General features: G+C 67.2%; 18 protein-coding genes, 1 tRNA gene, 1 other RNA gene and 1 pseudogene. 8 read left to right on the top strand and 13 right to left on the bottom strand.

Annotated features, from left to right (window positions below):
• Window position 1: 1 nt before the first annotated feature.
• The 3 genes from AB0I14_RS22700 to AB0I14_RS22690 form a co-directional block, all read right to left on the bottom strand.
• Window positions 2-1024, bottom strand: coding sequence for a S1C family serine protease (locus tag AB0I14_RS22700; RefSeq protein ID WP_358026165.1), 1023 nt, complete (start codon window positions 1022-1024; stop codon window positions 2-4).
• Window positions 1025-1074: 50 nt separating this feature from the next.
• A complete protein-coding gene (locus AB0I14_RS22695; protein WP_358026163.1) occupies window positions 1075-1842 on the bottom strand; it encodes a hypothetical protein in 768 nt (255 codons plus the stop codon).
• An 84-nt stretch (window positions 1843-1926) separates the two neighbouring features.
• Window positions 1927-2012: transfer RNA gene (locus tag AB0I14_RS22690), tRNA-Ser, on the bottom strand.
• 69 nt (window positions 2013-2081) lie between these two features.
• Between AB0I14_RS22690 and ffs the strand changes: the two genes are divergently transcribed.
• Both ffs and AB0I14_RS22680 read left to right on the top strand, forming a co-directional pair.
• Window positions 2082-2176, top strand: an RNA gene (gene ffs, locus AB0I14_RS22685) — signal recognition particle sRNA small type.
• A gap of 34 nt (window positions 2177-2210) precedes the next feature.
• Complete coding sequence (locus AB0I14_RS22680) at window positions 2211-3491, top strand: aminotransferase class I/II-fold pyridoxal phosphate-dependent enzyme (protein WP_358026417.1); 1281 nt, start codon at window positions 2211-2213, stop codon at window positions 3489-3491.
• Between the two features lie 51 nt (window positions 3492-3542).
• On the opposite strand, the gene AB0I14_RS22675 is transcribed toward AB0I14_RS22680, so the two are convergent.
• Window positions 3543-4439 carry a DUF559 domain-containing protein gene (locus AB0I14_RS22675; RefSeq protein ID WP_358026161.1) on the bottom strand — a complete coding sequence of 299 codons (897 nt, stop codon included), beginning with the start codon at window positions 4437-4439 and terminating at the stop codon, window positions 3543-3545.
• A gap of 198 nt (window positions 4440-4637) precedes the next feature.
• Between AB0I14_RS22675 and AB0I14_RS22670 the strand changes: the two genes are divergently transcribed.
• Window positions 4638-6671: a DNA polymerase III subunits gamma/tau gene (locus AB0I14_RS22670; protein WP_358026159.1), complete on the top strand. Its 2034-nt coding sequence runs from the start codon at window positions 4638-4640 to the stop codon at window positions 6669-6671.
• A 6-nt stretch (window positions 6672-6677) separates the two neighbouring features.
• Here AB0I14_RS22670 and AB0I14_RS22665 read toward each other — a convergent pair whose 3' ends face one another.
• The 4 genes from AB0I14_RS22665 to AB0I14_RS22650 all read right to left on the bottom strand — a co-directional run bounded on the left by AB0I14_RS22665 (window position 6678) and on the right by AB0I14_RS22650 (window position 11196).
• Window positions 6678-7607 carry an AraC family transcriptional regulator gene (locus AB0I14_RS22665; RefSeq protein ID WP_358026157.1) on the bottom strand — a complete coding sequence of 310 codons (930 nt, stop codon included), beginning with the start codon at window positions 7605-7607 and terminating at the stop codon, window positions 6678-6680.
• 34 nt (window positions 7608-7641) lie between these two features.
• Window positions 7642-8391 carry an SDR family oxidoreductase gene (locus tag AB0I14_RS22660; RefSeq protein ID WP_358026155.1) on the bottom strand — a complete coding sequence of 250 codons (750 nt, stop codon included), beginning with the start codon at window positions 8389-8391 and terminating at the stop codon, window positions 7642-7644.
• 86 nt (window positions 8392-8477) lie between these two features.
• Window positions 8478-9791 (bottom strand): class I SAM-dependent methyltransferase, encoded by a 1314-nt coding sequence (locus AB0I14_RS22655; RefSeq protein WP_358026153.1) that lies wholly within the window; start codon window positions 9789-9791, stop codon window positions 8478-8480.
• A gap of 13 nt (window positions 9792-9804) precedes the next feature.
• Window positions 9805-11196, bottom strand: coding sequence for an FAD-binding oxidoreductase (locus tag AB0I14_RS22650; RefSeq protein WP_358026151.1), 1392 nt, complete (start codon window positions 11194-11196; stop codon window positions 9805-9807).
• A 65-nt stretch (window positions 11197-11261) separates the two neighbouring features.
• Between AB0I14_RS22650 and AB0I14_RS22645 the strand changes: the two genes are divergently transcribed.
• Window positions 11262-11699 (top strand): SRPBCC family protein, encoded by a 438-nt coding sequence (locus AB0I14_RS22645; RefSeq protein WP_358026149.1) that lies wholly within the window; start codon window positions 11262-11264, stop codon window positions 11697-11699.
• Here the strand turns inward: AB0I14_RS22645 and AB0I14_RS22640 are convergent.
• Window positions 11696-12481: an Rv3717 family N-acetylmuramoyl-L-alanine amidase gene (locus tag AB0I14_RS22640; protein ID WP_358026147.1), complete on the bottom strand. Its 786-nt coding sequence runs from the start codon at window positions 12479-12481 to the stop codon at window positions 11696-11698. The two genes, AB0I14_RS22645 and AB0I14_RS22640, sit on opposite strands and share 4 nt — an antisense overlap.
• Before the next feature lie 105 nt (window positions 12482-12586).
• On the opposite strand from AB0I14_RS22640, the pseudogene AB0I14_RS22635 reads away from it, so the two are divergent.
• The 3 genes and pseudogenes from AB0I14_RS22635 to AB0I14_RS22625 all read left to right on the top strand — a co-directional run.
• Window positions 12587-12892: pseudogene (locus AB0I14_RS22635) on the top strand (YbaB/EbfC family nucleoid-associated protein); the annotation flags it as partial.
• A gap of 27 nt (window positions 12893-12919) precedes the next feature.
• Window positions 12920-13531: a recombination mediator RecR gene (recR, locus tag AB0I14_RS22630; RefSeq protein WP_358026145.1), complete on the top strand. Its 612-nt coding sequence runs from the start codon at window positions 12920-12922 to the stop codon at window positions 13529-13531.
• 121 nt (window positions 13532-13652) lie between these two features.
• Window positions 13653-14363 carry an MBL fold metallo-hydrolase gene (locus AB0I14_RS22625; protein ID WP_358026143.1) on the top strand — a complete coding sequence of 237 codons (711 nt, stop codon included), beginning with the start codon at window positions 13653-13655 and terminating at the stop codon, window positions 14361-14363.
• Between the two features lie 3 nt (window positions 14364-14366).
• Here the strand turns inward: AB0I14_RS22625 and AB0I14_RS22620 are convergent, their stop codons facing one another.
• Both AB0I14_RS22620 and AB0I14_RS22615 read right to left on the bottom strand, forming a co-directional pair.
• On the bottom strand, window positions 14367-15074 hold the full coding sequence (locus tag AB0I14_RS22620; protein ID WP_358026141.1) for a type 1 glutamine amidotransferase: 708 nt from the start codon (window positions 15072-15074) through the stop codon (window positions 14367-14369).
• A complete protein-coding gene (locus AB0I14_RS22615; protein ID WP_358026139.1) occupies window positions 15071-16291 on the bottom strand; it encodes a Mur ligase family protein in 1221 nt (406 codons plus the stop codon). Before AB0I14_RS22615 ends, AB0I14_RS22620 begins: the two co-directional genes overlap by 4 nt.
• 74 nt (window positions 16292-16365) lie before the next feature.
• Here AB0I14_RS22615 and AB0I14_RS22610 point away from each other — a divergent pair, with 74 nt between their 5' ends.
• On the top strand, window positions 16366-17355 hold the full coding sequence (locus AB0I14_RS22610; protein ID WP_358026137.1) for a DEDDh family exonuclease: 990 nt from the start codon (window positions 16366-16368) through the stop codon (window positions 17353-17355).
• Between the two features lie 13 nt (window positions 17356-17368).
• Here the strand turns inward: AB0I14_RS22610 and AB0I14_RS22605 are convergent, their stop codons facing one another.
• Both AB0I14_RS22605 and leuA read right to left on the bottom strand, forming a co-directional pair.
• Window positions 17369-17755, bottom strand: coding sequence for an SHOCT domain-containing protein (locus tag AB0I14_RS22605; protein WP_358026135.1), 387 nt, complete (start codon window positions 17753-17755; stop codon window positions 17369-17371).
• 141 nt (window positions 17756-17896) lie between these two features.
• Window positions 17897-19726 (bottom strand): 2-isopropylmalate synthase, encoded by a 1830-nt coding sequence (gene leuA, locus AB0I14_RS22600; RefSeq protein ID WP_358026133.1) that lies wholly within the window; start codon window positions 19724-19726, stop codon window positions 17897-17899.
• Window positions 19727-19771: the final 45 nt, after the last annotated feature.

Here is a 19771-nt window from a genome sequence, read left to right as displayed (position 1 = left end):
TTTACGGCCCGGCAGCCAGCGTGGCCTTGCCGGTGCGCTGCTGGCCGCCCTGGTCCAGCCAGGTCAGGCCGATCACGTCGCCCGGGTAGTGCCGATCGAGGACCAGCGTGAGGGTGCGCGCCGAATCCAGCGGGGTGCTGTCGATGTTGGTGAGCACATCGCCCGGGATCAGCCCGGCCGCGTCCGCCGGGCCGCCGGCAATGACGTCCTGGACGATCACGCCGCCGCTCTGGCGCTGCGCGGTACGGACGCCGACGCCGAGCAGGGTCGGCGGCCCGATGTGCACCGAGCCCGACGGAGTGCGGGCGCGGATCTGTCCGGCGATGGCCATCGCGTCATTGATCGGGATCGCGAACCCCTTGCCGCCGGGGCCCATACGGAAGTTCACCGACGCGGCGGTCGTCATACCCACGACCTGCCCGGCGTCGTTGACCACGGGACCGCCGGAGTCACCGGCACGCACCGGTGCGGCGAACTCGAACAGGCCGTTGATCTCATCACTGGTTCCGGTCAGCTCGTCTTCGGCGTTGACGGTGCGGTTGAACGCGCTGACGGTGCCCACCTCGTGGGTCAGGGGCGAGCCGGTGCCCCCGGCATTGCCGAGTGCGACGACGGGGTGGCCCGGTGCCAGCGCGGCCGAATCGCCGATCGGTGCCGGTGGCAGGCCGGCCGCACCGTGCAGTTGCAGTACCGCGATGTCGTTCTGACGGTCGTAGCCGACCAGGTCCGCGGGGAATCGCTGGCCGCCGACCGTGGCGCTGATCGAGTTGGCTCCCTGGACGACGTGGTAGTTGGTCAGCACCTCACCGTTCGGCGACAGCACGATGCCGGTGCCGATGCCGTAGGCCTGTTGGTAATCCACGACGGTGTCGATGCGGGCCACCGACGGTTCGACCTGGGCGGCCACCGTCTCCGGGTCACCGGGTGCGGCGCCGGCGGGTGCAATCGGGGCGATAACGAGCGCCGCGGCGGCCACTGCCGCCGCGACGATCGTTCTGAACGGATGTGAGCTCACTTTGCTCATATACCCATCTTGGCTGGATAAGTACCCGATGTCGACGCGATTGGCGTGCGTCAGTCCTCGGCTGTGACTTCGCCGCGCGAGCGCCGGCCGCGCTGTTTGGTACCGCTCTTGCTGGACGGCCGCCGGTTGCGCAGGGACGTGCCTTCGATCGGCTCGGCTTCCTCGGCCGTCGACTGCGGCTCCTCGGCGCCGGACTCTTCGGCCTGGTCCTCGGCCTCTTTCGCGTCGGCCTCGGCCTCGGCTTCGGTGGCGTCTTCGGTCTCGTCGGCCCCGTCGACCTCGTCAGTCTCTTCGGTCTCGGCTGACTCAGGAGCTTCCTCAGCCTCGGCGGTAGCGGTCTTGCGACCGCGGCGCTCGGCCTTCTCCCGGGTCTTGACCGGCTTCGGCGGCGGTGGCGGCAGTTCGGCGACGAATGCCAGATAGAAGGCGAAGATGCCGAGCAGCGCGATCGCGGCGGCGGCGCCGTAGATCCCGAACAGCCACGGCCCGAAGCTGTCCAGTGACAGCCAGATCTCGGCGACGGCGGTGCCGACGATCAGTACCGCTGCCAGTACGTGCAGGGCGATCGAGACGGTCCGCAACCGTAGTGCCAACTCGGGGGTGGCCAGCTCGGGACGCTTGGTCCGCTGCAGAGTGAACACCACCGGCAGGGCGGCCAGACCGATGAGGACGGCCGTGACGATGCGCAGGATCAGCCCGAGTGTCGTTGAGGTCTCGCCCATGAGTTCGGGCCAGCGCGGCAGAACGAAAAAGAAATAGAGGCCGGCGGCCACGATCGAAAACGACACGTGCCAGATCACCGCGACGGTGCGGCCCATACTCCTCCTCGGGGTACTTAATTGGGCCGGGGTGCGAACCGCTGATCAGGGTTGATTCAGCAGGTCGCACCCCGGACCCGAGCGCGGAGGATAGGGGATTTGAACCCCTGAGGGCTATTAACCCAACCCGCGTTCCAGGCGAGCGCCATAGGCCACTAGGCGAATCCTCCGTCGGCAATCGTAGCGGACGCCCGAACCGGTCCCGTAAACGCCGGGGAAGGGGCGGGTATTACACTCGCCTTGGACCCCGCGCGGCGTCCATCCTGTGAACTCCCCCAGGGCCGGAAGGCAGCAAGGGTCAACGGGCTCTGGCGGGTGCGCGGGGTCCCCTTATGTCCAGCTCATTCGGCTTCTGTGAAAGGCGCGCGGTGTCGTTCCAGTCTCTTGGCCGCGACGATCTGCTCGCGCAGCATGAAGTCCAACAGCGCAACTATGCCGAGCTTCAGGCGAAGAAGCTGAGCCTGGACCTGACCCGCGGTAAGCCGGCCCCCGAGCAGTTGGATCTGTCCAACGCGCTGCTGTCGCTTCCCGGCTCGGAAAAAGATTCCTTCCGCGACCGCACGGGCACCGATACCCGCAACTACGGCGGCCTGCACGGGCTGCCCGAGTTGCGGGAGATCTTCGGGGAGCTGCTCGGAATCCCGGTGCAGAACCTGATCGCGGGCAACAACGCGAGCCTGGAGATGATGCACGACGTCATCGTGTTCTCGCTGTTGCAGGGCGGCGTGGATTCGGTGCGGCCCTGGGTCCAAGAACCCGTCGTGAAGTTCCTGTGCCCCGCGCCAGGCTACGACCGCCACTTCGCGATCACCGAGTCTTTCGGGATCGAGATGATCGCGGTTCCCATGCGCGAGGACGGCCCCGACGTCGACCTGATCGAGGAGTTGGTCGCGGCCGATCCGGCGATCAAGGGCATGTGGTGCGTTCCGGTGTACGGCAACCCGACCGGGGTCACCTACTCCTGGGAGGTTGTGCGACGGCTCGTCCAGATGCGGACGGCGGCAAACGATTTCCGGCTGATGTGGGACAACGCCTACGCGGTCCACACCCTCACCGACGAGTTCATCCGTCAGGTCGACGTGCTGGGGCTGGCCGAGGCGGCGGGCAACCCGAACCGTCCGCTGGTGTTCGCCTCGACCTCCAAGATCACCTTCGCCGGGGCAGGGGTGAGCTTCCTCGGCGGCTCGCTGGGCAACATCGCCTGGTACCTGCAGCACGCGGGTAAGAAGTCGATCGGACCGGACAAGATCAACCAGTTGCGTCACCAGATCTTCTTCGGCGACGCCGACGGCGTGAAGTTGCAGATGCAGCGTCACCGCGAGCTGATCGCGCCCAAGTTCGCCTTGGTCGCCGAGATCCTCGAGGACCGGTTGGGTGAGTCCAAGATCGCGTCGTGGACGGATCCCAAGGGCGGCTATTTCGTCAGCCTCGACGTGTGGCCCGGCACTGCCAAGCGCACCGTCGCATTGGCCAAGGACGCCGGGATCGCAGTGACCGAGGCGGGTGCGTCGTTCCCGTATCGCAAGGACCCCGAGGACAAGAACATCCGCATCGCGCCGACGTTCCCGTCGCTGTCCGATGTGCGTGAGGCGATCGACGGCCTGGCCACCTGCGCGCTGCTGGCGGCGACCGAGCAGCTTTTGCGTTGACTTAGAACTGACGCTGCATTTGTGCGGGTAGCGGTGTGCGTGGTTTCAAAGTCAACAGCCGAGTTCCAGTGGGGGACCGGCGAGGGGCGCCCGGCGCGGCGTGATCCCGAGCTCTGGCCGCCAAATTCGATCCCATTCGGACTCCACCCGGGCGATGATGCCGGGCCGTCGGTGTCCCGCGGCCACTCTCACGTGGGTCCAGCCGTCTTGCGTGATGTAGTCGGCACGCGCGATGTCATAGCCGAGCTGATCGGCGTGCTGCACACCCTCGTATTCGACCGCCAGCATCAGTTCCTCCCAACCCATGTCGAGGAAGTACCTCGGGTAGCCGTCGGGCCCGAGCACCGGTATCTGTGTCTGCGGCCGCGGAAACCCTGCGTCGATGAGCATCAGCCGCAGCCAGGTTTCTTTCGGGGACTGGCCGCCGGAGTCGAATAGATCCAGCGCCCGTTCGAGTTGCCGCAGGCCACGGGCGTGGCGGTGGTGTGCGGCGAGCGTCAGCACGTCGTCCGCCTTAAATCCGGTGGCTCTGGCAAGTGCGTCGAGTCGCGCGACGGCCTCACCGATCAACCCGCGGCGCCCAAGGTCAAAAGCAGTGCGCTCGACGCTCGTGACCAACAGACCGTCGATGCGCGTGACCTCCCCGTCGCAGGTCAGGTCCTGTCGCGTGATCACCTTCTCGGGTGGCTTGGTCTTGGCGCTGATCAACTCGATCGGAACGTCGTCGGCCACCCACTTCGCGCCATGGAGCGCCGATGCGGCGGCTCCCGCGATCACCGCGGTACGACCCGACCACAACCACGCCGCCGTACCGCGTTGCCGCAGCGACACAGCAGTTCGCTTGTCCACGTAGATGTTCGGCAGGATCGTGCGGTGGTAGCGGTTGAGCTGGTAGCGGTTGACGACGCCGGCCGCCAGGGCTTCGCTGCCGATGAAGGGCTTACTCATTCGGCGAGAGTCGCCGGTGGCAGGGACAAAGACCGGTGTGTGCCGGTCTCGGCGTCGCCACCTGTGGATGAATCGCGCTCTGTGCAGAACTATGTGTTGACCTTGAGCTGACGCTGCATTTGTGCGGGTAGCGGTGTGCGTGGTTTCAAAGTCAACGGGCACCGGCGCGGCGTCATACGCAGTCGGTAGCCTTCTCCCGTGGCTCTTTACCGCAAATACCGGCCGGCAAGCTTCGCGGAAGTCGTTGGCCAGGAACATGTCACCGAGCCGCTATCTACCGCGCTGACCGCGGGCCGGATCAACCACGCGTATTTGTTCTCCGGGCCGCGCGGCTGTGGCAAGACATCGTCGGCGCGCATCCTGGCCCGCTCGCTCAACTGTGAGCAAGGGCCGACGCCGACACCGTGCGGGGTGTGCGATTCGTGCGTCGCCCTGGCCCCCAACGGCCCGGGCAACCTTGACGTCACCGAACTGGACGCGGCCAGCCACGGTGGCGTCGACGACACCCGTGAACTGCGCGACCGCGCGTTTTTCACCCCCGCGCAATCCCGCTATCGCATCTTCATCATCGATGAAGCGCACATGGTCACCACAGCCGGTTTCAATGCGCTCCTCAAGATCGTCGAGGAGCCGCCCGAGCACCTGATCTTCGTGTTCGCCACCACCGAACCGGAGAAGGTGCTGCCGACCATCCGGTCGCGTACCCACCACTATCCGTTCCGGCTGTTGGCCCCGCGCACCATGCGCCCGCTGCTCGAGCGCATCTGCGCCGAGGAGAACGTCAACGTCGACGACGCGGTGTACCCGTTGGTCATCCGGGCGGGCGGCGGTTCACCCCGCGACACCCTCTCGGTGCTCGATCAGCTGCTGGCGGGATCCGAGCAGGGTGCCAACGGCAACCACATCACGTATCAGCGGGCGCTGGCCCTGCTCGGCGCCACCGACATGGCGCTCATCGACGACGCGGTCGAGGCGCTGGCCGCCGGGGACGCGGCCGCGCTGTTCGGTGCCGTCGAGGCCGTGATCGACGCCGGTCATGATCCACGGCGGTTCGCCACCGATCTGCTGGAGCGCTTCCGCGATCTGATCGTGCTGCAGGCCGTGCCCGACGCGGTCACCCGCGGTGTCGTGGATGCCCCGACCGACGTGCTGGAACGGATGCGGGAGCAGGCCGCCCATACGGGCGCGGCGACGCTGGCCCGGTATGCCGAGGTGGTGCACGCCGGCCTCGGCGAGATGCGGGGCGCGACCGCGCCGCGACTGCTGCTGGAAGTGGTGTGCGCCCGGCTGCTGCTGCCCTCGGCGCACGACACCGAATCGGCGCTGCTGCAGCGCATCGAACGCATCGAGACCCGGCTGGACATGTCGATCCCGGCAGGCGAGGCGTCGTCATCGGCGGCTCGGTCTGTCGAGTCCGCCGCCGAGCCGTCCAAGACCTTCACCCGCCGCAGCCAGGCTGCCCCGGCCCCCGCCGTCCCCGAAGCCCCCGCCGCTGAGGCACCTACGCCGCCCCCGCCCCCGGCCGCTCCTGAACCTGAGGCTGCGCCGCAACCGGTGGCCGACCCGGAACCGGTCTCCGCGCCGCCCCCGCCGCCCCCGCCGACCCCTGCTCCCGAACCCGAACCCGAGCCCGAGCCACCACTGCCGCCGGAGCCGGACTTCGAGCCCGAGCCGGCCCCGGAACCTGAGCCGGAACCCCAGCCGGCGCAAGCGTCGGCGGTTCCCGGTGGCGAGCCCAACGCCGCTGCGGTGCGCTCGATGTGGACGACGGTGCGGGAGAAGGTGCGCGAGCGCAGCCGTACCACCGAGGTCATGCTGTCGGGTGCCATCGTGCGGGCCGTCGAGGATAAAACCCTTGTGCTGTCCCATGACTCACCCCCGCTGGCCAAGCGGCTGACGGAGTCGCGCAATGCCGACGTGATCCGCGAGGCGTTGAAGGATGCGCTCGGGGTGGACTGGCAGATCCGGTGTGAGGTCGGCACTGCGGAGGCGGCCCCGCCGCCCCCGCCGAAAGCTGCGAAGCCTCCGCCGCGGGTGCCGACCCGGCCGGGCCGCGCCATTCCCGAACCTGAGCCGGTGCCGGATCCGGAACCGCCGTCGTCCCCCGAGGACGAGGAGGAAGAGATGCTCGCCGAGGCTTCACAGGGTGAGGCCGGGCCGCGTCGTGACCCCGAAGAAGTGGCGCTGGAACTGCTCCAGAACGAACTGGGTGCGCGGAAGATCGAGAGCTGACGCTGTTCAGTCCCCGCTGCCGCGGGCATATTCGCGTGGGGAGTGTCCGGTCACCCGGGTGAACGCGGTGGTGAACGCACTGGCTGACTGGTAGCCGGTCCTGGCCGCTATCTCGCCTATCGACAGTTGTTCGGATTGCAGCATGTCCTTGGCCACCGCTACCCGCCACTCCAGCACGTACTGCATGGGTGGCATCCCGATCGTGTTCGCGAAACGTTCCGCGAACACGGCGCGGGACATGGTCGCGGTGCGGGCGAGCTTCTCGACCGTCCAGCGCTCGGCGACGCCGTCGTGAATCTCTCGCAGGACACCGGCGAGCTGCGGATCGGAAAGCCCGGCGATAAGGCCGTGTTCGCCGGCGGTGGGACGTTCGGTTCGGAACCGGCAGGCCTCGATCAGCAGCACCTCGACGAGCCGCTCGAGAATCGGTTCGCGGCACGGACGTTGCGTGATCGCCTCGTCGGTGATGAGTTCGACGATCCGGTTCAGGCGGTCCGAGCCGGATTCGTCGTGGCGGATGAGAATCGTTGGTGGAAGAAGCTTTACCAGCAGCCTGGCGTTGGCCCGATCGAAGCGGAAGTATCCGCCGAGCATCCGCATCGGCTCGGGCCCATCGGCCGGCCCGTAGTGGGAATCGGCGGTCGGATGGAGCTCGACATCGGTCGGTGCCAACGCGGGGTCGCTGGCCATCACGAAACTCGGCGTCTCAGGCAGTAGCAGGAAGTCGCCCGCGAAGAGTTCGACGGGATCGATACCGTCCGGGCTGAGCCAGCAGTTGCCCGCCAACATCAAACAGAACGACGGGTCGGCATACCGCGGCTTGCGGATGCTCCAGTCGCCCGCTCCGCTGACGACCTTCGACAGCACGACCTGGGGGCGCAGCAACGGAATGACCGATTCGAGCGGATCAGCGACGCGGGCGATGTCTGCCGGCATGCCGCCAAGATATCGCCCGCGCCACGCTGATCGCCTAGCTTGCCGTGCTGGCGGCCAGCGCCACCGCGTCCGCGCCGGCCGGGAACCGCAGCCGGCCAGAGGTGTCGGTCGCGGCCTGGTAGACGGTCTCGGCGACATCGGACTCGGCGGTGAAGACGGTGGCCTGGCCGAACGCCGCCAGGATCGGCGCGGCGAACGCCCGATACGGCTCGGGAATCAGTCCGTCCATCCGCGTTGCACCGTTACTGGTGAAGCTCGTCGTCGGCCCGTAGCCCGGCTCGACAAGCTTGGCTGTCACGTTCACCGCGTCGAGCTCGAGTGCGAGGGATGCGGTGAACCCTTCGATCGCCATCTTGCTGGCGGTGTACACCGCGGCCAGCGGCATCGCCGTCAAGGTCACGCTCGATGTCACGTTGACCACCACCCCCGATCCGCGCGCCCGCATCTGCGGCAGCACGGCCTGTGTCATGGCCATCACACCGAATGTGTTGGTCTCGAACACTTCTCGAATCGTATCCATCGGCATGGGCTCGAAGGCGCCGACAACGCCGATGCCCGCATTGTTGACCAGCACGTCGATCGGGCCACTGGCCTCGATCGCCGCCGAGATGCTGTCGGGGTCGGTGACGTCCAATGCCACCAACTGGATTCGGTCCGAATCCGGCAGCAGCCCGGTGCGCGGTGTGCGCATCGTGGCGATGACGTTCCAACCGTTGGCGTGGAAGTGGCGGGCGCTTTCGAGTCCGTACCCTGATGAACAACCCGTGATGAGAACCGTTTTCATGGCTCAACGGTATGAGGCTCGGCGAAGACGATCAATAACGAATAGTCCGAAAAACATTACCAATCGTCTTGCCTGAGCTTACCCTCCTAGGGTGTCCACCACGGCCGCAGCGGCAGGCCGCCATCGTTCCCGCGGTCATCGAGCTTGACCGCCAGGACCTGGTGCAGCTGAACCACATTCGTCTCGAAGCCGAGCCGGGACCCGGCCATGTACAGGCCCCACACCTTGGCGGTGGGCAGCCCGACCTCGGCGACGGCGGAGTCCCAATGCTCGACGAGGTTGGCGCACCAGTCGCGCAGCGTCATCGCGTAGTGGTTGCGGAGGTTCTCCTCGTGCATGACCTCAAGGCCGGCATCCTGCACCTCGGCGATGATCCGCCCGGAGCCGGTCAGCTCCCCGTCCGGGAACACGTAGCGGTCGATGAACCCGCCGGCAACCGCGTTCGTTCGGTTGTCGTGGCGGGTGATGCAGTGGTTCAGCAACAGCGCGCCGGGCCGCATCTTCGACTTCAGGAAACCGAAGTACGACGGGTAGTTGTGTACACCGATGTGCTCGGTCAGGCCGATCGAGGACACCGCGTCGAACCCGGTCTCGGCGATGTCGCGGTAGTCGCCGTGGCGCACCTCCGCCAGGTCCTCGAGCCCCTCTTTGACGATGGCCTCCTGCGCCCAGCGGGCCTGTTCCCGCGACAGCGTCACCCCGAGCGCGTTGACCCCGTGGCGCGCCGCGTAACGCACCATGCCGCCCCAGCCGCATCCGACATCGAGCAGCCGGTCGCCGGGCTGCAGGCGCAGCTTCTCGAACACCAGCCGGTACTTGTTGTCCTGGGCCTCCTCCAGGCCGGCGTCGGCATCCGGGTAGCACGCGCACGTGTAGGTCATCGACGGCCCGAGCACCCATTCGTAGAAGGTGTTCGACACGTCGTAGTGATGGTGGATCGCCTCGGCGTCACGGGTCTTGCTGTGCCGCAATCCTTCTACCGCACGCCGCCACCGCGGCAGCGCTTCTTGCGGCGGAGGCGCGATCGGCTTGAGGTGTTCGATGCCGATGGATCGGACGATATTGGCCAGCACGCGGGCGGGCGGGCGCTTGAACGCCATCTTCTCGGCCAGTGCACACAGCAGCGGGTACGGGTCACCCGGATGTACCCCGTACATGTCCAGGTCGCCGGACACATATGCGCGGGCCAGGCCGAGATCCCCGGGGGCGGTGGCCAGATACGTGGTGCCGCGCGGGGTCTTGAGGTCCAGTCCGAGGGTGGCATCGCTGGGGCCGGAGGTGCTGCCGTCGTAGGCGGTGAATTTCAGGGGTTGGGACCCTGACGCGAAGATCTCCAGGATCTCGGCCAGGTTGAGCTTGTGGTCGGTACTGTGCGTCGAGTGGTCCTTGAAGGTGGTCATCGCTGTTCTCCATTCATCGGCGCAAGACGGCTTTCGAATACAGGTCAAACAGGCGTGAATCGGGGTCGTAGGACTTCTTGACGGTCTTGTAGGCCTCGCCGCCGTAGAGCTCGTCGAAATCCTCACGCGGATAATAAGAATCCGAATACAGGGACTTGTGCCCGTCGAGCTCGCTGACCTTGGTCTCGATCAGCTTGTTGGTGTGGCCTTCGACCGGGCCGACCGGCACCGAAGACCAGAATCCGACGTTGACGTACGTGTGGTGGGGCCGCAGGGGGTACAGGGGCCAGCCTGCGCCCTTGCGGTCGTCGTCGCGTAACCGCAGCGGGCACAGCCAGATCGGTTCGATCGGGACGTTCTCCAAGAACCAGTTCAAGAATGCCGCGCAGTTCTCCAGCGGCACCTCGATGTCCTGCACCACCCGCTCCCGCGGTGGGCGGCCGTGCCGTTTCTCGATCCGGTCGGCGATGTTGAACCGCTGGTCGTAGCCGACGAGCTTCCAGTAGAAGCTGCTGCGGCGCAGCTTGCGCGGCCAGAACCGCCGGATCGTCGGGTTCTGCGCTCCGAATGCCCGTGAACACCAGAACCAGTCGGTGTCCCATCGCCACAGGTAGTCGTGGATGGTCAGCCGGTCGTGCTTTTCACCCTGCGCGTGTTGGATCGAGCGGTAGTAGATGTCCTGGCCGGTGTAGTCGCTGACCGGGCCCGGTGTCGTCGTCTTGAAGCCGACGCACAGATAGCTTTCGTCGGCGCTGAACACGACGCCGTCGAGGTAATCGACCGGCTCGCCGTCGAGCCCGCCGGTCTCGATGATCCTATCCATCGCGGAGACAAGCTCGGTCAGTGAGTGAAAGCGCAGGTGGCGTAGTGCGACAAACGGTGTGACGGGCTCAAGTTCGATCCGCAATCGGGTCGAATAGCCCAGCGTGCCATAGGAATTGGGGAACGTCCGAAACAGTTCGGAGTGTTGGTCCGGTGTTGCGGTGACGATTTCGCCCGCCCCGGTGAGGATGTCCATCTCCAGCACCGATTCGTGCGGCAGACCGTTGCGGAATGACGTCGACTCGATGCCGAGTCCGGTGACCGCACCGCCCAGCGTGATGGTCTTGAGTTGCGGCACGACCAGTGGGGCCAGACCGTGCGGCAGCGTCGCAGCCACCAGGTCCTCGTAGGTGCACATGCCCGCCACGTCGGCGGTGCGGGCTTCGGCGTCGACCGCAATCACGTTGGTCAGACCCGTTACGTCCAAACCTGTGACATCGCTGCGATCGCGCGCGCGGAAGAGGTTCGACGTGGGCTTGGCAAGCCGCACCGTCGAATTGGGCGGTATGGCGCGGTAACTGTCCAGGAGGCGCTGCACGCCCAGGGCATGGGCAGCTTGTGCGTCAGTCGTAACAACAGACACACATATACGCTAGTCGGAGGTTGCCGACGATGCGACCGGAGACACGAGTTAAAGGAGTTTCAGTCATGGGACAGGTCAGTGCGGTCAGCACGGTTCTGATCAACGCCGAGCCGGCCGCTGTGTTCGCCGCGATCGCGGACTACCAGACCGTGCGCCCGAAGATCCTTTCCTCGCACTACCGCGATTACCAGGTGCTCGAAGGCGGTCAGGGCGCGGGCACCGTGGCCAGCTGGAAGCTGCAGGCCACCGAGTCGCGGGTGCGTGACATCAAGGCCTCGGTGGACGTGGCCGGCCACACGGTGATCGAGAAGGACGCCAACTCCAGCCTGGTGACCAACTGGACCGTCGCCCCGGCGGGCAGCGGATCGTCGGTCAACCTCAAGACCAGCTGGACCGGTGCCGGTGGGGTCAAGGGCTTCTTCGAGAAGACGTTCGCACCGCTGGGCCTGCGGAAGATCCAGGACGAGGTGCTGGCGAACCTGAAGAAGGAAGTCGAGAGCTAGCGCGCCGGACTTCCGGCCTGGGTGCCGAGATAGGCCACGACGCCCCGGGCGATGGCCTCGGCGTACTTCTGCTGGCCGTCCGGGGTCTTCATCAGGCTGGAGTCGACCGGGTTCTTCATGTTGCCGCACTCGACGAGGATCGACGGGAACTGCGCCAGGTTCAGCCCGGCGATGTCCGAGCGGGCGTCCAGGCCACCCGAACCGATGTAGGTGGCGGGCGGGATGCCCGACGCGGACAGCTGATCGCGCATGGTCTTGGCGAACTGCACCGACGGTCCGGCCTGCACGTTGTTCAGCGGCGGCGACGAGTAGAGCACGTGGAAGCCGCGACCGTTGGCCGGGCCGCCGTCGGCGTGGATGGAGACGATGGCGTTGGGGCGCAGTGCGTTGGCCATCGATGCGCGTTCGTCGACGCAGGGTCCCAGCGCGTTGTCGTTGCCGCGTGACATCGCGGTGCGCACGCCCATCTGGGTCAGGATGGCGCGGACCCGCAGGGTGGTGTCCCAGGTGAAGGTGTGCTCGGGGAATCCGTCCTCGGTGGACGTGCCGCTGGCCTGGCAGTCCTTGGTGCCGCCGCGGCCGGTCGGTACCTGACGGCTGATCGACCCGTCGTTGGCGCCGTTGTGGCCGGGATCGAGGAAGACGATCATGCCGGCGACGTTCGAGGGGGCGGCGGTGGCGTGGGGGGCGTCGACGGTCGCGGAGGCGGTCGCAGCGATGACCACGCTACTGACAACTGAGGCGCCGACACGCACGCAGACTGGAAGTCGCACGGGCGTCACGCTAGCCCGCGCGACGACTAGGCTGAAAGCTCAAATCGCCGCCGACAGGCGAGAGCAACCAAGTCGAGACCAAGACGCAATCAACACGGCAAGGGGATCCAGTCGATGCAACCCGGAGGCACGCCCGACATGTCGGCCCTGCTGGCGCAGGCGCAGCAGGTGCAGCAGCAGCTCATGGAGGCGCAGGAGGCGCTGGCCAATTCCGAGGTGCACGGCCAGGCCGGCGGCGGACTGGTGCAGGTCACGGTCAAGGGCAGCGGTGAGGTGGTCGCGGTGGCCATCGATCCCAAGGTGATCGATCCGTCCGACCCCGAGACCCTGCAGGACCTCATCGTCGGCGCCCTCGCCGATGCCTCCAATCAGGTGAACACCCTGGCCCAGAGCCGGCTGGGCCCGCTGGCCGGCGGTTTGGGCGGGCTCGGACTTCCGGGGCTGTAAGTGTTTGAAGGCCCGGTCCAGGATCTGATCGACGAGCTCGGCAAGCTGCCGGGTATCGGGCCCAAGAGCGCGCAGCGGATCGCTTTCCACCTGCTGAGCGTCGAACCGCCCGACATCGATCGGCTGACCGCGGTGTTGGGCCGCGTCCGTGACGGCGTCACCTTCTGCGCGGTGTGCGGCAATGTCTCGGATGAGGAACGCTGCCGGATCTGCAAGGACTCGCGCCGCGACGCCTCACTGGTGTGTGTGGTCGAGGAGCCCAAGGACGTGCAGGCCGTTGAGCGCACCCGCGAATTCCGGGGCCGCTATCACGTGCTGGGCGGGGCACTGGACCCGTTGTCGGGCGTCGGGCCCGATCAATTGCGCATCCGTGAACTGCTCAACCGGATCGGTGAACGCGTCGACGGCGTCGACGTGGCCGAGGTGATCATCGCCACCGACCCCAACACCGAGGGTGAGGCCACCGCCACCTACCTGGTGCGGATGCTGCGCGATATCCCCGGCCTCACCGTCACCCGCATCGCCTCGGGCCTGCCGATGGGCGGTGACCTGGAGTTCGCCGACGAGCTCACCCTGGGCCGCGCGTTGGCCGGCCGCCGCGCCATGGCCTGATTCGCGGCTCGCCGCGCCATGGCTTGATTCGCGGCTCGCCGCGGTGGCCTAGCGTTTCGCACCTTTGCGCCGTGAGCGAAGTCGGGACCTGTACGGGCTGCGGCGCCACTAGCGTCGAGTCATGCCCGACCTACTCCAGATCGCGGATTCGCTGTACCGGCTGCGGATTCCCGGCGGCCAGGCGCACCTGCTCAACAGCTATCTGTTTACCGAACCTGACGGCGTGACGCTGATCGACACCGGGTGGCCGGACAGCGCCGAGCTGATCGCCGAGGCGCTCACCGACCTGGGCCTGCGGCGTATTCACGTCAAGCGCATCGTGCTCACCCACTTTCACGAGGACCACTGCGGCGCGGCCGCCGAAATCGCGGACTGGTCCGATGTGGAGGTCATCGCCGGTGCGGGCGACGCCGACTTCGTCCGCGGCACACCGGGTCCGCTGCCGGTGTTGACCGCGGGGGAGCGCACGCTTCGCCCCGATATCGACGAGCCGCCGAACGGGCCGCCGTGTTCGGTGGACCGCGTGGTCGGTGACGGCGATGTCCTCGAATTCGCCGGCGGTGCCCGGGTTGTCGCCGTGCCCGGGCACACTCCGGGTAGCATCGCGCTCTACCTGCCGGCCGCCGATACCGTGCTCACCGGTGATGCGATAGCCGAGTTCAACGGACAGCTGATCCTCGGCGTTTTCAACACCGACCGGGCGGCCGCCTCGCGTGCGGTGGAGATTCTCGCCGCCACGGGCGCGCAGCGCGCCGGGTTCGGCCATGGCGAGCCGATTCTCGCCGACGCCGCAGCACAAATCGGCGCGGCGGTCGACGCTTTCGCGTCCTGACTCCTACACCCGGCGCGGGGCGGCCAGGCGTTCGCGGCGAAGCACATCAACCTCGGGCAGTTCCAGCGGCGGCAGGTCACCGACGACCTGCGAGAGCAGATGGTCGGCCAGCTCCGGATTGCGCGCCAGGCATGGTCCATGGAGGTAGGTGGCCATCACGCTGCCCTGCACGGCCCCGTCGAATCCATCGCCCAAGCGGTTGCCCGCACCCTTGGTCACCGCGGCCAGCGGCCTGGCATCGGGGCCGAGAACCGTTCCGCCACGGTGGTTTTCGAAGCCCGTCAACGGCTGCGAAAGCCCATCCAGGAGAGGCTTCGAGGCCACCTCGCCGATGGTGCGGGTCTCCTGTGGTGAGGTGGTGACGTCGAGCAGCCCGACACCCTCCACCCGTTCACCGGCCGAGGTCTCGTACCAGTGGCCGAGCACCTGGATCGCCGCGCAGATGGCCAGCACCGGCGCCCCCCGCGAAACCGCCTGTTGCAGACCGGGATACCGGATCAGATGCTTGGTCGCCAGCCGCTGCGCATAATCCTCGGCTCCGCCGAGGGTGTACAGATCCAGGGAGTCCGGCACGGGATCGTCCAGCGTGATCTCCACGATCTCGGCGTCGATGCCGCGCAGCCGCAACCGTTGTCGCAGCACCACCGCATTGCCGCTGTCGCCGTAGGTGCCCATCACGTCGGGCAGCACCAGCCCGATCCTCACCGTCATGAGATCCGTCGATTCAGTTGCAGGAATGCGGTGTAGTTGGCGATCACCTCGACGTGCCCGGGAGGGCAGGAGTCGATCGCGGCGACGGTGTCGTGCACCAGTGAGTGTTCGACGCCGGCGTACCCGAGCCGTACGGCCAGGTCGGTGCCGCGCTCACCGGCGGCGACGACGACCGTGTCGTCGAAGTGCTCGAAGCGAACGTCCCACAGCCACGAGAGGTCTTCACCGTCGGGTACCTGCCCGTTGACCGAGATGACAACACCGGCCCCGCGCTTGTCCACCATCGACAGCGCTTCCTGCCAGCCGGCGGGGTTCTTGGCCAGCAGGATCCGGGCGGTGTGCGAGCCGATCTGCACCGTGCGGTAGCGACCGGCGACTTCGTCGACGGTGGACACCGCGGCGACGGCGGCAGCCGGGTCCGCGCCGAGTGCCACCGCGGCGGCGACGGCCTGGGTGGCGTTGCCGCGGTTGACGGCCCCGGGCAGGGCCAGCGTCATCGGCAGCGTGAGACCGTCGGGCCCGTAGATGTGGGTGTCGTCGAACCACCACTGCGGGCTCGGACGCTTGAAGTCGGTGCCCGTCGAGTGCCAGTCCCGCCCGTCGCGCACGATGATCTCGCCGGACCGCGGGCAGCTCACCGAGTCGCCCGACCAACTGCCGCCGGCGGCCACCCACACCACGTTGGGGCTGTCGTAGGCGGCCGAGGTCATCAGCACGTCGTCGCAGTTGGCCACGATCACCGCGTCGCGGTGGCGGGCCAGCCCGCCGCGCAGGGTGCGTTCGATGTGGTTGATCTCACCAACCCGGTCGAGCTGGTCGCGGGACAGATTCAGCAGAACGATCACCGACGGGTCCACGGCGTCGGATACATGCGGGACATGCATCTCGTCGACTTCCAGGGCGGCCAGCTCGGCGTCGCGCGCCGAGGCCAGTGCCGCCACCAGCCCGGCGTCCATGTTGGCGCCCTCGGAATTACTGGCCACCGGGCCGAGTGTCGCCAGGGCGGCCGCGGTCATGCGGGTGGTGGTCGATTTGCCGTTTGTGCCGGTCACGACGACGCTGCGGCGGCCCTGGCCCAGCTGGCCCAGGATCGAGCGGTCCAGCGTCATGGCGACCAGTCCGCCGATCATCGCGCCCGCTCCGCGACCGGTGACCCGCGACGCCCAGCGTGCGGTTGCTCCGGCGGCCAGTGCGGCGCGCCCACGGATGGTCAGCATTCCGGCGATTTTAGGGGCACGACACGCAGGCGCGCCGGGCGACTCTGTCGGGCCTGCGTGCCATCCTGACGAATATGAGCAGCGCGTGGGGCAGGCCGGCGGAGGAGCCGGGAGCGGGCTGGGCGGTCGTCGACGTGGAGACCACGGGGTTCCGGCCCGGACAGGCACGCATCGTCAGCGTCGCCGCACTGGCGGTCGGGGACGACGGCAATGTCGAGCGCAGCGTCGCCTCCCTGTTGAACCCCGGCGTGGATCCCGGGCCCACCCATGTGCACGGGCTGACCACCGAGATGCTGGAAGGCCAGCCGACCTTTGGCGACGTCGTCGGGGAGCTGAGCGACATCCTGCGCGGACGCACGCTGGTCGCGCACAACGTGGGCTTCGACTACAGCTTCCTGGCCGCCGAGGCTGAACTGGTCGGTGCCGAGCTGCCGATCGACAGCGTGATGTGCACCGTCGAGTTGGCGCGTCGGCTGGCGCTGGGTACCGACAATCTGCGGCTGGAGACTTTGGCGGCGCACTGGGGCGTGAGCCAGATGCGGCCACACGATGCGCTCGACGACGCATTGGTGCTGGCACAGATCCTGAAGCCGACCCTGGCGAGGGCGCGTGACCGCAAGGTCTGGCTGCCGCTGCGGGAAGTGAGCCGGCGCCGCTGGCCCAACGGCCACATCACCCACGAAGAACTGCGCCCGTTGAAGGTGCTCGCCTCGCGGCTGCCGTGCGAATACGCGAACCCTGGCATCTTCGTGCCGGGGCGGCCGCTGGTGCAGGGCATGCGGGTGGCGCTGTCGGCAGAGGTGGTGCGTACCCACGAGGAACTCGTCGAGCGCATCCTGCACGCCGGGCTGTCCTACACCGACCTGGTGGACCAGCAGACCTCACTGGTGATCTGCAACGAGACCGCACCCAGTCAGGGCAAGGGCTACCAGGCAGCCGAGATGGGGGTGCCGCTACTCGACGACGAGACGTTCATGGGACTACTGACCCACGTCGTCGGTGGCGCCGATATCGAGGATTTCTGCGACACCCCCGCAGAGAGCGATCAGTACACGCTGTTCTGACTCAGCTCCGATTTCAGCCCAGTGCCTTTGCCTTCAGCCCGTCGAACTCTGCCTGGGTGATCGTGCCGGCATCCAGCAGAGACTTGGCGTCGGCGATCTCCTGAGCCGGGGATCGGCCTGCCGCCTGCTTGATGTAGTCGTCGGTCTCCTTCTTGGCCGCCAGCGCTGCCGCCTGGGCGCGTTCGGACATGCCCTTGCCCCGGGCGATCAGGTACACCAGCGCGGTGAGCCACGGAATCAGGATCAGGAAGATCACCCACACGGCTTTGACGAAGCCCGAGGTCTTGTGGTCACGCCAGAACAGGTCCGTGAGGATCTGGAACAGGACCAGCAGGTAGGCGATCCAGGCGAAGATGATCAGGAAATGCCAGAGGAAATCCCAAGTTGAGCCCCAGTCCATCACTGCTCCTTGCAGTCGAGGGTCACGTAGTGATCTACGTCAGCGTCAGCTAATCACGCCCAACGCCGTCGACAGCAGACACGAGTGCCCGAAGTGATGCACTTGTGATCTACCGCAGGCAGTGCCGAATCGGCGCAGGGTTCAGCGCTGCGCCGCTCGGTTCACCGCGGACACGACGGCCCGCAGTGACGCGGTGGTGATCGACGTCGCGATGCCGACGCCCCAGACGGTCTTGCCGCCGATGGACGCCTCGACGTAGGCCGCGGCCTGGGCTTCCTCACCCGAAGACATGGCGTGCTCGGAGTAGTCCAGCACGTTGATGTCGTAGCCGATCGCGCCCAGGGCGTCGACGAACGCCGCCAGCGGGCCGTTGCCGGCGCCGACGATCTCGCGCTCGACGCCGTCGATCTTCACGATCGCGGTGATGGTGTCGGTGCCACCGTCGACCTCGGAGGCCACCACCTTCTGGCGGATGCGCTCCAATGGGGTGATCGGGGCCAGGTACTCCTCGGAGAACGCGTCCCAGATCTCCTTGGGCGACACTTCGCCGCCCTCTCCATCGGTAATTTGTTGAATCGCCTGGCTGAACTCGATCTGCAGCCGACGCGGCAGCACCAGGCCGTGGTCGGCCTTCATGATGTAGGTGACGCCGCCCTTGCCGGACTGCGAGTTCACCCGGATCACGGCCTCATAGGTGCGGCCGACATCCTTGGGATCGATCGGCAGGTACGGGACCTGCCACAGGATGTCATCCATGTCGGCGTCCGCCTCGTCGGCATCCACCTTCATCTGGTCCAGGCCCTTGTTGATGGCGTCCTGGTGGCTGCCGGAGAACGCGGTGTAGACCAGGTCACCGCCGTAGGGGTGACGTTCGTGCACGGGCAGCTGGTTGCAGTACTCGACCGTGCGGCGAATTTCGTCGATGTTGGAGAAGTCGATCTGCGGATCGACCCCACGGCTGAACATGTTCAGCCCCAGCGTCACCAGGCAGACATTGCCGGTGCGCTCGCCGTTGCCGAACAGGCAGCCCTCGATCCGGTCGGCGCCGGCCTGGTAGCCCAATTCGGCTGCGGCAACACCGGTTCCGCGATCGTTGTGCGGGTGCAGGCTCAGGATGATCGAGTCGCGAGGGGCCAGATGCCGGCTCATCCACTCGATCGAGTCGGCGTAGACGTTCGGGGTGGCCATCTCGACGGTGGCAGGCAGGTTGACGATCAGCGGCCACTCGGGGGTGGGCTTGACGATGTCGGCGACGGCGTTGCACACCTCGACGGCGTACTCCAGCTCGGTGCCCGTGTAGGACTCGGGGGAGTATTCGAAGCGCCAGCGGGTCTGGGGGTACTTCTCGGCCTCCTCGACGCACATCTGGGCGCCGTCGGTGGCGATCTTCTTGACGGCATCGCGGTCGGCGCGGAACACGACGCGGCGCTGCAGGATGGACGTCGAGTTGTAGAAGTGCACGATGGCCTGAGGAGCTCCCGCGCAGGCCTCGAAGGTGCGCTCGATCAGCTCGGGCCGGCACTGGGTCAGCACCTGGATGGTCACGTCGTCGGGGATGGCGCCGTCCTCGATGATCTCGCGGACGAAGTCGTAGTCGGTCTGGCTGGCCGAGGGGAACCCGACCTCGATCTCCTTGTAGCCCATCCGTACCAGCAGGTCGAACATGCGGCGCTTGCGCGCCGGGCTCATGGGATCGATCAGGGCCTGGTTACCGTCGCGCAGGTCGACCGCACACCACATGGGGGCTTTGTCGATGACGCGGTCCGGCCAGGTGCGGTCGAACGGAACCCCGGTGCCGAAGGCCGGGCTGCCGCCCGGGACCTCGTCGGCGAAGCTGCGATAGCGGCTGACGGGCATGGACGATCCGCGCTGGGTGTTCCAGACGGGCTGACCAGGGTTGGGGGTGCCGGCCGGCGTATTGATCGCGCGCACCGAACTGTAGGCATCTGCCGAGATGTCGGGGGTGGTCATGAGTGTTTGCTCCGGGAGTTTGAGTGGGGACTCGACCGGCGCATC

Source organism: Mycobacterium sp. NPDC050441 (assembly GCF_040655355.1).
Classification (GTDB): domain Bacteria; phylum Actinomycetota; class Actinomycetes; order Mycobacteriales; family Mycobacteriaceae; genus Mycobacterium.
This window is presented reverse-complemented; position numbering and strand designations above follow the sequence as displayed.

Bases quoted from the DNA above. Each gene is read 5' to 3' on its own strand.
- AB0I14_RS22700 (WP_358026165.1), bottom strand. From the start codon at position 1,024: ATGAGCAAAGTGAGCTCACATCCGTTCAGAACGATCGTCGCGGCGGCA.
- AB0I14_RS22695 (WP_358026163.1), bottom strand. From the start codon at position 1,842: ATGGGCCGCACCGTCGCGGTGATCTGGCACGTGTCGTTTTCGATCGTG.
- AB0I14_RS22675 (WP_358026161.1), bottom strand. From the start codon at position 4,439: ATGAGTAAGCCCTTCATCGGCAGCGAAGCCCTGGCGGCCGGCGTCGTC.
- AB0I14_RS22665 (WP_358026157.1), bottom strand. From the start codon at position 7,607: ATGCCGGCAGACATCGCCCGCGTCGCTGATCCGCTCGAATCGGTCATT.
- AB0I14_RS22660 (WP_358026155.1), bottom strand. From the start codon at position 8,391: ATGAAAACGGTTCTCATCACGGGTTGTTCATCAGGGTACGGACTCGAA.
- AB0I14_RS22655 (WP_358026153.1), bottom strand. From the start codon at position 9,791: ATGACCACCTTCAAGGACCACTCGACGCACAGTACCGACCACAAGCTC.
- AB0I14_RS22645 (WP_358026149.1), top strand. From the start codon at position 11,262: ATGGGACAGGTCAGTGCGGTCAGCACGGTTCTGATCAACGCCGAGCCG.
- AB0I14_RS22625 (WP_358026143.1), top strand. From the start codon at position 13,653: ATGCCCGACCTACTCCAGATCGCGGATTCGCTGTACCGGCTGCGGATT.
- AB0I14_RS22620 (WP_358026141.1), bottom strand. From the start codon at position 15,074: ATGACGGTGAGGATCGGGCTGGTGCTGCCCGACGTGATGGGCACCTAC.
- AB0I14_RS22615 (WP_358026139.1), bottom strand. From the start codon at position 16,291: ATGCTGACCATCCGTGGGCGCGCCGCACTGGCCGCCGGAGCAACCGCA.
- AB0I14_RS22610 (WP_358026137.1), top strand. From the start codon at position 16,366: ATGAGCAGCGCGTGGGGCAGGCCGGCGGAGGAGCCGGGAGCGGGCTGG.
- AB0I14_RS22605 (WP_358026135.1), bottom strand. From the start codon at position 17,755: ATGGACTGGGGCTCAACTTGGGATTTCCTCTGGCATTTCCTGATCATC.
- leuA (WP_358026133.1), bottom strand. From the start codon at position 19,726: ATGACCACCCCCGACATCTCGGCAGATGCCTACAGTTCGGTGCGCGCG.